Consider the following 11,649-nt stretch of genomic DNA (forward strand, 5'->3'; position numbering starts at 1 on the left):
GGCTTCTCCTCGGATCGCGGGCGGACGCGGCTACCCATCGATCATGCGGCGCGGCACCCGACCGACGCGACCAGCCTTGCCATCCTGGCAAACTCGCAGGACAGAGCGGTGGAGCAGCACGGGTATGAAGGAGCGGGATAGGTGGCAGTCGACAACGTGGAGGGCACGCTGGCCGCGATGGGGCCCCGGTTGCGGGCCGCGCGCGAACACCACGGCGCGACGCTCGCCGGTGTCGGCTGCGCGACCGGTATCTCGGCCAGCACGCTGTCCCGGATCGAGACCGGCCGGCGCAAGCCCACCCTGGAGGTGCTGCTGCAGCTGTCGAAGGAGTACGGCGTCTCCCTGGACGAGCTGGCCGGCACCGCACCGGCCCCCGCGGCCGAGCCGCGCGCTCCAGCGCCGCTGAGCTTCGGCGACGCCAAGGCGGTGCTGCCGTTGACCCGGTACGTCGGCGGCCTGCACGCCCACAAGCACGTCCTGCCCGCCCTCGCGGGCCCGCCCCCGCGGCCCCGTCAGGTCTCCCACCACGGCCACGAGTGGCTGTGCGTTCTGTACGGGCGGCTGTGGCTCGCGCTCGGCGACCAAGACCTCATCCTGACCCCCGGCGACGTCGCCGAGTTCGACACCCGCACCCCGCACGGCGTGACGAACGCCAGCCCCGGCGGACCGGTCGAGTACCTGATCATGTTCGGACCCCAGGGCGAGCGCCCACGGCCGCGCACCCCTCCAGCCGCTGGTCGTGGGAACCGCCAGCCGAATCGCGCCCAGGCTTGACCAGGCGAGCGGGCGGCCCAGGCCGTCGCATGCCAGGTGTATCTTGCTGGTCACTCCGCCGCGGGAGCGTCCGAGTGCCGGTTTCGGTGCCCCCTGTTCGGGCGCCGGCCGCGTGCTGGTGGGCGCGGACGATGCTGGAGTCGACCGACACCAGCCAGTCGATGTCCCCGGCCGCGTCCGCCCGGGCCTGCGCGGCCCGCAGCATCAGGTCGAACGTGCCGTCGGCGGCCCAGCGGCGGAACCGGGTGTGCAGGCTGGCCCAGGATCCATACCGCTCGGGCACATCCCGCCAGGCCACCCCGGCACGGAACTTCCACACGATCCCGTTGAGCATCGTCCGGTCATCCAGCTGGGGCCGCCCCATCGCCCTCCGGGGCAGCAACGGCCGCACGAAGTCCCGCTCGGCATCGGTCAGTTCATGGCGACGTATCACCGACCTGATCGACTACCCAAGATCACATTGACGACAGACCCTAGGGCCCTTCCTCCGTCCTCCCCGGCTGCGGCTCGGCTCGCATCGCGCGCAGTCGGATCAAGGAGTCCCGGGCGAGCGAAGCCGTGAACGCCGGGCACAGCAGCGGCTCGAGCGGCGGTGGGTTCTTCAGACACGGCCCGTGCCGCTCGTAGACACCGCGTCCGCCGGCGGTGGTCAGGTGAATCCCCACACAGACGGCGGCAGTCGCCCAACGGGGAAGGGCAGGGTGTTGGTCGTGGGTGCACACGGGGTCCGCGAGCCCGGCGAGTGCCAGCTCGAAACCCTGCACCAAGGCGTCGTACGCCTCGTCAGAGCTGTTGGCGGTCCCGGCCCACCAGGTCAGCGCCGCGGCCGTGATCACATGGCCCGCCCGGCCCTCCCCCTCGGCACCGCTCAGCGCCTTTCCCACATCGGCGACTTCCTCGCCCACATCCGTACCGGGCTGCGGGTAGCCCTCCAGGACGGCCGTGAGCGTGTCGAGGCGCCGCTGGGCGGCGAACGGCAGCAGGGGCGGGGCGTCGGTGGCCGATCCGGGTTCGAGCGCCTCCAGGACCATGGCAGCGAACCCGTCGACGGTACGCGGGCAGAGCCACTGCTCCTGCGGATAGTTCTCCCACCACTCGATGCTGTCGTCGGCCAGCATCCGCAGCACGTCCGGGAGCGTGTCGACGAGGTCCTCCCACTGCTCGTCGAAGGGGTGCTCTGCATGCCCGCAGCTCTGCCCCGCGCGTTCGCGGCGCACGGCCTGCGCCGCATCGGCCACCACGCGCGTCACGTCCCCGCCGGCCTGTTCGGTGTACGGAAGCATCAGCACAAGTCCGAACACTCGCTGATACGCGAGCTCTCCGCCGGGACGGGGGGGGATTCACCCCGAAATCGTGGAGATTGGCACTCGCATCTACTGTCAGCACCCGTCTTGTTCGCCTGTCACCCCACTCCAGCGACCCGTGACCCAAACCGTGCCGCCTCCGGCACGCGACCACCAGCTCGCAGGGGACGTCGGCCTCGCCGCCTGGCCTGTCCGTCCTTCATCCCCCGACTGGGCGTCATATCGTCGTATGGTCGACATGACGGCGCAGCTGCATCCCCGGCCTCGGGTGGCGGTGTATGACCGGCGCCGCCACCCGCCACCGCTCGAGCTTGCACCGGCAGGTCCAAGCGGGCGAGGCCTGGTAGGCGTCGGCGCCCGCGACCAGGTCCAGGGCAACGATCCGAGCGTACGTGTCCGCCGGACGAGCCGTGACCGCCAGCGCGTAGTGCTCGGCGGCGGCCCTATGGTCGCCCATGGTCTCGTGCACCTTGGCGGTGCGGGAGTGCACCGAGGCAGCCGGCGGCCCCCAGGCCAGCGCCCAGAACGGCACCTCGTCGCCCGGCGCACCGGTCAGAAGCGTGCGGGCGTGCTCGGCCGCGGCCAGGGCGGCACGCTTCTTGCCACTCTTGGCCAGGGTGTGGGCGTGGACGACGCGGAAGAGGGCTTCGGTCTGTGCGTCGACCTGGCCCTTGGCACGATTCAGGCCGGTCTCGGCCAGGCCCAGACAGTGCTCGGCGGGTCAGCTTGAGGCCCCGCATGGCCATCGTGCGCATCACGAAGCCGTCGTGCCCACGCCGGCCGTGCTGCCGAAGCTTCACGAGTTCCCGGTCGAGGGTGAAGGCGGCAGCATCTCCTTCGCAATCAACTCAGCGTGGACTTCGACGGTGTCCTGGCTTGCGATGAGCGTTGCACCATTGCGACGCAAGGCGCCAAGTGCCGCCGTGTTGTGAGTCTTGGTGTCCGCGACTACGGCCCGTACGCCGGCTTTCGCGGCTTCGTCGAGGAGGATTCGGAGAGTGGCGGTGCCGATTCCGCATCCGCGATGTGAACGGCCGAGCCACATGCCGGTTTCGAGGACGTTATAGCTGTCGCGGAGAGCCAAACGGGCTGACCCCACGATTTTCCCGTTCTGGGTGATCGCGAATGTGGATTCGCGGAGCGGGCCGGTAAGTCCGGGACGTCGAGCCCGGTGCCAGTTCCGGAACGCTTCCTGGCGTTCCATCGTCCATCCTGGTGGACCGGCCACGGGAGGCATGACCTCTTCGGGTGCTGCATCCTCGACGGCCACCGCAAGGAGCTCTTCGAGGCTTTCCTCGTCCACCTGCTGCACTTCCACCCCACCGACCATGCCGGTTCCCTCCGCTGAGTGCTGGCCCCCGGTTGTTGATCCTCACGCTCTGTGGGGTGTTGCGCCAGCGGTTTTCGGCAGGGGCAGCACTCGTCCGGGATCGACGCGGTCGGCGAGATAGATCAGGGTGGCCTGCGGGTCCATACCGAAGGCGGCGGCGACGAGCTTGGGGTCAATGCTGTTCACCAAGTCGAGGATGCGGGTGCTGCGGATGCATCCGGGGCGGGTATCCGCAGTCGTCAAGGACGTGAGAAAAAAGGCAGTTGAGGCCGGGCTTCGTCCGGTTTTGGCGCCCTTTCGGGCCAGGCCACCAGGGCCCGCATCCGGCGAGTTATGCGAGAGACGGGTGAAGTCCCGTCTCCCTGTTTCCTCTGGCCTTTCGGCCCGCCGGTCTTCGCTTCTTGGATCTTCCTTCTCCCGCCGGGGACTTCAGCCTTCCTTGCGATCGGCCTACCAAGTACAAGAGATCGGGGACCTTGCGAAAGGCCCGCCAGGGCGATGGCGCAGGCCGCTGCGGAGCCCCCGGTACTTCGCACCTGATCTGGGTGAAACCGGCCGTCAAGTGACCAGAGCGACAAGAGCCGTATGACGGGAGACTGTCACGTACGGAGTGCGCCGTGAGGCGCTTCGTTGTATCCCCGACGCAGTCGGGAGGAACTCGGAGGGAGGTTCCTGGGTCGCCTGACTTACCTGGACGCGAAAGCGCGAGGGGACAAGAGCATGCCAGGGAAGCGGAGACCGTCCGGAGGTGTCCGGGGCGGAGTTCCGCGAGACCCGCGCGATATGGCCAAGGCTGGATTGCTTGAAGCCCAATCTCCAGCGGTGAGAGTGACCACCCGTCGGAACGACACCTGAAACCGACGCTACGTCATGTTCTGGTTTGAACTGTGCACCGGGACAACCTCCGTGACGTGGAGCATCGCCCAGCGAGGGCGGTCAAGGAGATGAGTGGGCGGCCTACGTCGTGCTCGATACGTACAACGAAGACGTACCACGGGATCGCCTACGGGGCGCGAGCCCTACGGCGACGGAGCGCCCGTAGTAGTCGCAGGAGTGACGACCTGCCAGGGAGGACGGGAAAGCCGTCCGCATGGGCGAAGTTGCGCCGTCTAACTCGGCGTTGGATCACTCTTTCAAAGAGTAGAGGTTCGGAAGGAGAAGCCTCTGGACCACCCGCCTTACCTGGACGCGAAAGCGCGAGGGGACAACAGCATGGCGGGAAAGCGTGAAGCGCTGCGAAGGCGTTTAAGGTGCTGTCGCGCAAGGTTCGTGTGATATGGCGAAGACCAGACTGTTTGAAGCCCAGTTCCCAGTGATGGAAATGTGCATCCTCCGACATACAACGCCCGGAGCGGAGCCACCAGCATCAGGCGAATCCCCTTTGCTTCGCCCCAATCTTCCGGCTGGTGGGCGGTGGGCAACGAGCTCACTCAAGGGAACGGACGGGTCGCCTACGTCACGCTCGATACGTCCAACGCAAGAGGAATTCGGGATTGCCTAAGGGGCGAGAGCCCTACGGTGACGGAGTGTCAATAGTAGTCGTGGGAGTAACGCCCCACCAAGGAGAGCGGGAAAGCCGCTTACAGGGCCAAGTGGCACAGGTTCCACGATATCCGGAGAGGCAAGGTACGCGTAATGCAGAGAGCCGAAGCCCTGATGGAGATCATCCATGAACGCGGCAAGAGAGGATTGCCACTGGAGAGATTGTACCGGCACCTGTTCAACCCGGAGTTGTACTTGCGTGCCTACGGGAAGATCTACCGTAACGACGGTTCCATGACGCCCGGCTCCACCACGGAGACCGTGGACGGCATGAGTCTGAAGAAGATTCAGGTGATCATCGATGCGCTGCGGCATGAGCGTTATCGGTGGACCCCGGTCCGGCGTGTGTATATCGAGAAGAAAGGATCGCCAGGGAAACGCCGCCCTCTGGGGTTGCCCTCATGGTCGGACAAGCTGTTGCAAGAAGTAATACGCTCCCTGTTGGAAGCCTATTACGAGCCTCAGTTCTCCGACCGCTCCCACGGCTTCAGGCCGGGGAAGGGCTACCATACCGCCCTTACGGAAGTATCTGAATCGTGGCGCAGTATGACGTGGTTCATCGAGGGAGATATTTCCCAGTGTTTCGACCGGCTGGATCATGGAGTGCTTCACTCCATCCTGGCCGAGAACATTCACGACAGCCGCTTCCTGCGGTTGATCGACGGACTACTTCAGGCTGGATACCTGGAAGAATGGCGTTACCACGAAACACTAAGTGGGGCGCCACAAGGGGGCGTTTTGAGTCCCTTTGCTCTCCAATATCTACCTGGACCGGCTGGACAAGTACGTCGAGACAACGCTCTTGCCCGTCTATAACCAGGGAGCCCGACGCAAGCCTTATCTTCCATATATGCGGATACATAAGGCCAGTTGGAAGCTGGAGAAGAAGGGGCAGCGGGAGGAAGCACGGCAACTGCGTCGTCAGTTGCAAAAGCTCCCCTCTCATGACCCCAATGATCCAGGCTTCCGACGGCTGCATTACGTCCGCTACGCGGACGATTGGCTGTTGGGATTCTCCGGAACGCGGCGGGAAGCCGAGTACATCAAGGAAATGATCGGAAGGTTCCTGCGGAATCGTTTGAAGCTGGAACTCTCCGAAAAGAAAACCTTGATCACCCATGGACGGTCACAGGCCGCCCGCTTCCTCGGCTACGAAATCGTAGTCCACCACAACGACGCCAAGCACGATCGGAACGGTCATCGCTCCATCAACGGGCAGATCGGACTGAAGGTGCCCATGGACGTCGTGCGCGACAAGCGTAAGACCTACATGCGACGCGGTAAACCGGTAGCCATGCTGACACGCGCTCATGATTCGGATTTCCGTATTGTGACGCGGTATCAGGCAGAGTTCCGGGGCATCGCGGAGTACTACCAGCTGGCCTACAACCGGCACCGCCTCGGCCTGCTGAGGTGGGTCATGGAACGGTCGATGACCAAGACGTTGGGCCATAAGAACAAGGTCAGCGTCAACAAGGTCTGGAACCGCTACCGGGCTACCTGGCAGACGCCAGCAGGTCCTCGCAGAGGTCTGCAAGTCACGGTCGGGCGAGGCAATGGGAAGAGGCCGCTGGTTGCCCGATGGGGCGGGATTTCGCTTGCCCGCAGGACCACGAGGGTAGTTCTCAAAGACAATCTCCCGGAGATCTGGAGGAAGCGCCCGGCGGAACTCATCGACCGGCTCATGTCCGGCCGCTGCGAACTCTGCCAGTCGCGGACTGATGTCGAAGTGCACCACGTCCGGCGTCTGAAAGACCTCCTCTCCAAAAATCAGGCTGAACAGCCTGATTGGGCCCAGCAGATGGCGTCACGCCATCGCAAGACCCTGATCGTCTGCCGTAACTGCCACGACGGAATCCACAACGGATCCTCAACGGGGCAGGTTTCGAGGAATGTGGTACTGGAGAGCCGGGTGCGGTGACAAGTCGCATGCCCGGTTCGGTGGGGGGCCGTCGGAAAAGGGTCCACAACTGTGGATACCTCGCCGGCGGCCTACCCTGCGGGCACAGGTAATCGAGATGTCCAGCGAAGGGAGGCATGCGTAATGCAGAGCGCCGAAGCGGTACTGGACGTCATCCGTAAACGCGGCGAGAGAGGATTGCCAGTCGAGAGGCTGTATCGGCAACTGTTCAACCCCCAGCTGTATTTGGTGGCCTACGGTCGCATCTACGCCAACGCGGGTGCGATGACGCCCGGAGTCACTGGGGAAACCGCAGACGGCATGTCACTGGAGAAGATCGGCAGCGTCATCGACGCCCTGCGCGCCGAGCGCTACCGGTGGTCTCCGGTCAAGCGGGTCTACATCGAGAAGAAGGGATCGACGAAGAAACGCCCGCTGGGCCTGCCACCCTGGTCGGACAAACTGGTCGCCGAGGTCGTGCGCCTGCTCCTTGAGTCGTACTACGACGTCCAGTTCTCCGACCGCTCCCACGGTTTCCGCCCCGGAAGGGGATGCCACACCGCGCTCAGCGAGGTTGTGGAAGTTTGGAAGGGAACCCACTGGTTTGTCGAGGGGGACATCTCCGACTGCTTCGGCAGCCTTGATCACGAGGTGATGCTGTCGACGCTGTCGGAGAAGATCCACGACGGCCGGTTCCTACGGTTGATCAGCCACATGCTCAAGGTCGGATACCTGGAGGACTGGCGTTGGCACGCCACGCTCAGCGGCGCGCCGCAGGGCGGGGTGGCCTCCCCGATCCTCTCGAATATCTACCTTGACCGGCTGGACCAGTTCATCGAACAGTCTCTGCTGCCCGAGTACAACCGGGGCCTACGTCGGCAGCCCAACCGGGTATATCGCGTCGTGGAGTTCGCGATCAGGAAGGCCAAACGGCACGGAAATCGGGAGGCGGTGCGGGCGCTTCGGCACCAGCAGCGTTCTCTGCCGAGCCAGGACCCGAACGATCCGGGCTACCGCCGGCTTCGGTACGTCCGTTACGCCGACGATTGGCTCCTGGGGTTCGCCGGACCCAAGCACGAAGCCGAGGAGATCAAGACGCGGATCGGTGAGTTCCTGCGCGACGAGCTCAAGTTGGAACTCTCCGAGTCCAAGACCGTGATCACCCACGCCACCAGCCAGGCGGCGCACTTCCTCGGCTACGAGATCAGAGCCCAGCACTCCGACACGAAGATCACCCGGAACCGCCGGGCGGTCAACGGAGCGATCGGCCTGTTCGTGCCCAAGACGGTGATCAGGCAGAAATGCGCGCTATACATGAGTAAGGGACAGCCCGCGCACCGCGGTGTGCTGCTTCATGACGAGGACTTCACGATCGTCGCGAAGTATCAGGCCGAGTACCGGGGGGTGGTCCAGTACTACCTTCTCGCCCAGGACGTGTTCCGCCTGGGCAGGCTCCAGTGGGTTATGGAGACCTCGCTGCTGAAGACGCTGGCCGGGAAGCACCGGTCGACGGTCACGAAGATGGCTCGGAAGTACAAGAGCACCGTCGAGACATCCGAGGGACCGCGAACCTGTCTGACCGTCACTGTCCCACGCGACCGGGGAAGGAAGCCGCTGGTTGCCCGCTTCGGTGAGGTTCCCCCGTTGTGCGGGAGGTGCTGATCAGCTGGTCAGGGCGGGGTGACGGGGTTCCAGGTTCGCTTGTTCGGCCGTCGCCTGGTCGGTGTAGTGCTTCTCCTCGAACTCGATGGGGCTGAGGTAGCCGAGCCGTTGCTGGATGCGCCGGCTGTTATAGAAGCCGTCGATGTACTCGAAGAGGGCCAGGTTCGCCTCAGCCCTGGTCGCGAAGACGCGGCCGCGGACGCACTCGGTCTTGACCAGCATCCATAGATTCTCGGCCAGAGCGTTGTCGTACGAGTCCCCGACGGACCCCATGGACGCCTCAATTCCTGCCCGCAGCAGTCGAGTTGTCAGCTTGATCGATGTGTACTGACAGCCGTGATCCGCATGATGAACCAGCTTGCCGGGCTCGACCTCGCGGCTGGCCAGGGCGTACTCCAGCGAGGACAGGACCAGGTCGGCGTCCGCACAGGCGGAGGTCTCCCAGGCCACCACCCGGCGGGAGAAGGCGTCCCGGATCGCGGAGAGCCACAGCGGCCCTTCGCCGGTGGGGATCATGGTGAGGTCGGTGACCCACAGCCGGTTCGGACCGGGCGCGGTGAAGTCTCTGTTCACCAGGTCCGGGGCGAGGGTGGCCTTCGGATCCCGGCGGGTGAAACCCTTACGACGGGGGCTGACGCCCGCGAGATCGGCCTCGCGCATCAATCGCTCGACCCGCTTGCGGCCCACGTGGACACCCTCGCGCCTCAGGACGGCATGCACGCGTGGGGAACCGTAGATGCCGCCGGAATCGGCGTGGATCCGCTGGATCTGCTCGGTCAGCTCCGCGTCACGGCGCCGCCGCTCGCACGGCTCCTGCTCTTGCCGGCGCCAGCGGTAGTAGGTGGACGAAGCGATGTGCAGTTCCCGCAGGACCGGCTCGACCCCCAGATGCGGGTGCTCGTCGAGGAGCGCCGTCACCTGGGCCGGGTCGGGTCGAGCTGCGCGGCGAAAAAAGCCGACGCCGTCCGCAGGACTTCATTCGCCCGCTTGAGCTGCGCGTTCTCCTTGCGCAGGGCCGCGAGCTCCTCACGTTCGGCGGTGGTCAGCCGGTCATCGCTCTCACCAGCGTCGGCCTCGGCCTGGCGGATCCAGCCGCGCAGGGCCTCGGGATGCACACCCAGCTCGACGGCCAGCCGCTTGATCACCGGCCTCGGCTCGGTCGTGCGATACATCCGCACCGCACGCTCCCGCAACTCCAGCGGATATTTCCTCGGGGCAGCCATGGTCAAAGGTCCTCTCATGAGACCCATCTGACCAGCTGTCACCTCCCGCCGCATCTCGGGGGAACCTCATCGGCGGAATTCCGCTCAAACGACAGCGCACAGCAGTCCTCACCGACCAACGGCCGGTCATGGCCAGCATGAAGCGAAACGAGCTGATCCACAGACTCCTCGCCGAGTGCTGCGAGATCTGCGAAGCCCGGACGAAACTTGAGGTCCACCACGTCCGCAAGCTCGCCGACCTCAACCGGCCAGGACGTCGGGACAAGCCCGCATGGATGCACCTGATGGCAATGCGACGGCGCAAGACCCTGGTGATCTGCCGCCGCTGCCACGAGGACATCCATGCCGGACGAGGCACCGCACCACCACGGAAATGATCACTGGAGAGCCGGATGCCGGGAAACTGGCCTGTCCGGTTCGGGAAGGCGCCGTCGGAAAAGGACCCACACCATGGGCACCTCGTCGGCGGCCTACTTCACTCTGTGGGAGCCCCGGGCTGCGAGGCCCGGGGCCGCCCAACCACGTTCACTTGTACGCCGACAACTGGCACTCCAGCCCTTCTCCACGACAAGATCGAGGACCGCCTGCCAGTCCTCCATCGAAATCTTTCGGGACACGCACGTCCGGCAGCGACCCCATCAAGTCCGGGTCGAAGAAGGAACTCACGTCATCCCACAGGGGTCGGTCACCGGTCACCCCGCTACGCTGCCCGGCTCTCCGACCCAACACACCCCGTTTCCCTTGACCAAAGACATAGGGGCACCCCCGACACCGAGCGATCTCGGCTGCGGGAGGGGCACCGGGCTGAATGCGCCTGTTTGTCGCACAGAGGGCAAGAACGTCCTGGAGGCTGGTTCTGCGCCTGCCCTCGAGGCAGACGCCGCAGGGCTCCAAGTGGGGCTGCGGAGAGACGCCGGTGCACGACGACTCTGTCGGGCTGCCCCGACCCAATGGGTCCGGGCAGCCCGACAGAGTCGTCAGCGGCCGTCGGAGATTCGACCGCCGTTCGGAGCGATGCCGGCCGGCCGCCCACGTACCCGGGACCGAGGCTCGATGGCGAGCCGGTCGTCGGTGGCCGGGGTGACGGGCGTGGAGTCCCTGGCGACGAGGAACTCCGGCCGCGTGGGGTTCGGGGGCGCGTTGTCGACGGCGTTGTACGTGATCAGCAAGAGCGCACGGCGATCAGGTGACAGGTTGTTCGACGAGGAGTGCACGATGCTCGGGTGGAAGGCGTGGACCGTACCGGCCGGCCCCATGATCCGTACGCGTCCATGCTTTCGGGCCAGGTCTTCGGCTCGCTGCTCACTTACCGTGTAGGAGAGGTCCGCCGACACGTGCTGCTGCCAGGTGAAGCCTTCGCCGTCGCTCTTCTCCGGAACGTCGAAGAGGCCCATGCGGTGGGACCCGGGGATCACGATGAGCGGCCCGTTGTCCTCATGGATGTCATCGAGGGAGACGGCTATGTTGACCGCGTCGGGCCGCGGCATGCCGTCCTCCTCGCTCCAGAAGGCATAGTCCTGGTGCCACGGCCAGGCTGCCCCCTCGTGTGCCTGTTTGAGGTTGACCTTGAACTGGTAGACGTAAACCGGCTTGCCCGTCAGTTCCTCGGCCAGGGCGACCAGTCGCGGATGTCGGACAAGCGCGGCGCACAGGTCGTCGAAGGCGTGGCATCCGTGGATAGCCCGAACGGTGTCGGAGTCCTTCTCGTACACCACCTCGGGCCTGCGCTCACGACTGATCGCGGCCACCGCTTCCTTGAGGAGTTTCACCGCCTTGTCCGTGAAGCGATAGGGGAGCTCGCACCAGCCGTCAGGGTCATAGGTGCCCTTCAGGTCCTTGACCGCGGACTCGGTGGCAGTGGACATACGTCACCTCTTTCAGATAGTGGTTCTGACTGCTGTCCGGTGGCATTCG

12 protein-coding genes and 2 pseudogenes are annotated in these 11,649 nt (G+C 65.4%); 6 read left to right on the forward strand and 8 right to left on the reverse strand.

Annotated elements, in window-relative coordinates; all coding sequences use genetic code 11:
* Window positions 1–141 precede the first annotated feature (141 nt).
* Window positions 142–774: a helix-turn-helix domain-containing protein gene (locus AS594_RS37725; protein ID WP_069934058.1), complete on the forward strand. Its 633-nt coding sequence runs from the start codon at window positions 142–144 to the stop codon at window positions 772–774.
* Here AS594_RS37725 and AS594_RS43555 read toward each other — a convergent pair.
* From AS594_RS43555 to AS594_RS46920, 3 genes and pseudogenes are all read right to left on the reverse strand, one after another.
* Window positions 772–1,216: pseudogene (locus tag AS594_RS43555) on the reverse strand (IS5 family transposase); the annotation flags it as partial. The gene AS594_RS37725 and the pseudogene AS594_RS43555 overlap by 3 nt on opposite strands.
* A 31-nt stretch (window positions 1,217–1,247) precedes the next feature.
* A complete protein-coding gene (locus tag AS594_RS37730; protein WP_069934059.1) occupies window positions 1,248–2,075 on the reverse strand; it encodes a hypothetical protein in 828 nt (275 codons plus the stop codon).
* 220 nt (window positions 2,076–2,295) lie between these two features.
* Complete coding sequence (locus AS594_RS46920) at window positions 2,296–2,535, reverse strand: hypothetical protein (RefSeq protein WP_240509353.1); 240 nt, start codon at window positions 2,533–2,535, stop codon at window positions 2,296–2,298.
* 111 nt (window positions 2,536–2,646) lie between these two features.
* Between AS594_RS46920 and AS594_RS46925 the strand changes: the two genes are divergently transcribed.
* Entirely contained in the window at window positions 2,647–2,808 is a 162-nt protein-coding gene (locus AS594_RS46925; protein ID WP_240509354.1) for a hypothetical protein, read from the forward strand.
* A gap of 66 nt (window positions 2,809–2,874) precedes the next feature.
* Here AS594_RS46925 and AS594_RS42135 read toward each other — a convergent pair whose 3' ends face one another.
* Both AS594_RS42135 and AS594_RS45595 read right to left on the reverse strand, forming a co-directional pair.
* The gene (locus AS594_RS42135) at window positions 2,875–3,396 is read right to left on the reverse strand and encodes a GNAT family N-acetyltransferase (protein ID WP_240509355.1); all 522 of its coding nucleotides are present in this window, start codon (window positions 3,394–3,396) and stop codon (window positions 2,875–2,877) included.
* A 54-nt stretch (window positions 3,397–3,450) separates the two neighbouring features.
* Complete coding sequence (locus AS594_RS45595; protein ID WP_206281770.1) at window positions 3,451–3,594, reverse strand: hypothetical protein; 144 nt, start codon at window positions 3,592–3,594, stop codon at window positions 3,451–3,453.
* Window positions 3,595–5,043: 1,449 nt separating this feature from the next.
* On the opposite strand from AS594_RS45595, the gene AS594_RS48420 reads away from it, so the two are divergent.
* The 3 genes and pseudogenes from AS594_RS48420 to AS594_RS37745 form a co-directional block, all read left to right on the forward strand.
* Window positions 5,044–5,766 (forward strand): reverse transcriptase/maturase family protein, encoded by a 723-nt coding sequence (locus AS594_RS48420; protein WP_240509356.1) that lies wholly within the window; start codon window positions 5,044–5,046, stop codon window positions 5,764–5,766.
* A gap of 34 nt (window positions 5,767–5,800) precedes the next feature.
* The gene (locus tag AS594_RS48425; protein WP_240509357.1) at window positions 5,801–6,871 is read left to right on the forward strand and encodes an HNH endonuclease; all 1,071 of its coding nucleotides are present in this window, start codon (window positions 5,801–5,803) and stop codon (window positions 6,869–6,871) included.
* A gap of 123 nt (window positions 6,872–6,994) precedes the next feature.
* Window positions 6,995–8,491, forward strand: a pseudogene (locus AS594_RS37745) (reverse transcriptase/maturase family protein); the annotation flags it as partial.
* A gap of 21 nt (window positions 8,492–8,512) precedes the next feature.
* Here AS594_RS37745 and AS594_RS37750 read toward each other — a convergent pair.
* Both AS594_RS37750 and AS594_RS37755 read right to left on the reverse strand, forming a co-directional pair.
* Window positions 8,513–9,430, reverse strand: coding sequence for an IS3 family transposase (locus AS594_RS37750; protein WP_069774409.1), 918 nt, complete (start codon window positions 9,428–9,430; stop codon window positions 8,513–8,515).
* The gene (locus AS594_RS37755; protein ID WP_069774646.1) at window positions 9,427–9,735 is read right to left on the reverse strand and encodes a transposase; all 309 of its coding nucleotides are present in this window, start codon (window positions 9,733–9,735) and stop codon (window positions 9,427–9,429) included. The genes AS594_RS37750 and AS594_RS37755 overlap by 4 nt, the downstream gene beginning before the upstream one ends.
* A 137-nt stretch (window positions 9,736–9,872) precedes the next feature.
* On the opposite strand from AS594_RS37755, the gene AS594_RS37760 reads away from it, so the two are divergent.
* Window positions 9,873–10,112 (forward strand): HNH endonuclease, encoded by a 240-nt coding sequence (locus AS594_RS37760; RefSeq protein ID WP_206281771.1) that lies wholly within the window; start codon window positions 9,873–9,875, stop codon window positions 10,110–10,112.
* A gap of 600 nt (window positions 10,113–10,712) precedes the next feature.
* Here the strand turns inward: AS594_RS37760 and AS594_RS37765 are convergent.
* Complete coding sequence (locus AS594_RS37765) at window positions 10,713–11,600, reverse strand: phytanoyl-CoA dioxygenase family protein (protein WP_079148533.1); 888 nt, start codon at window positions 11,598–11,600, stop codon at window positions 10,713–10,715.
* Window positions 11,601–11,649 lie beyond the last annotated feature (49 nt).

Origin of the sequence: Streptomyces agglomeratus (assembly GCF_001746415.1) — a bacterium.
In the GTDB taxonomy this organism is placed as follows: domain Bacteria; phylum Actinomycetota; class Actinomycetes; order Streptomycetales; family Streptomycetaceae; genus Streptomyces; species Streptomyces agglomeratus.

What these genes read in the sequence shown, in the direction of transcription:
- AS594_RS46920 (WP_240509353.1), bottom strand. Translation starts at nt 2,535, where the DNA reads ATGGGCGACCATAGGGCCGCCGCCGAGCACTACGCGCTGGCGGTCACG.
- AS594_RS48420 (WP_240509356.1), top strand. Translation starts at nt 5,044, where the DNA reads ATGCAGAGAGCCGAAGCCCTGATGGAGATCATCCATGAACGCGGCAAG.
- AS594_RS48425 (WP_240509357.1), top strand. Translation starts at nt 5,801, where the DNA reads ATGCGGATACATAAGGCCAGTTGGAAGCTGGAGAAGAAGGGGCAGCGG.
- AS594_RS37755 (WP_069774646.1), bottom strand. Translation starts at nt 9,735, where the DNA reads ATGGCTGCCCCGAGGAAATATCCGCTGGAGTTGCGGGAGCGTGCGGTG.
- AS594_RS37760 (WP_206281771.1), top strand. Translation starts at nt 9,873, where the DNA reads ATGAAGCGAAACGAGCTGATCCACAGACTCCTCGCCGAGTGCTGCGAG.
- AS594_RS37765 (WP_079148533.1), bottom strand. Translation starts at nt 11,600, where the DNA reads ATGTCCACTGCCACCGAGTCCGCGGTCAAGGACCTGAAGGGCACCTAT.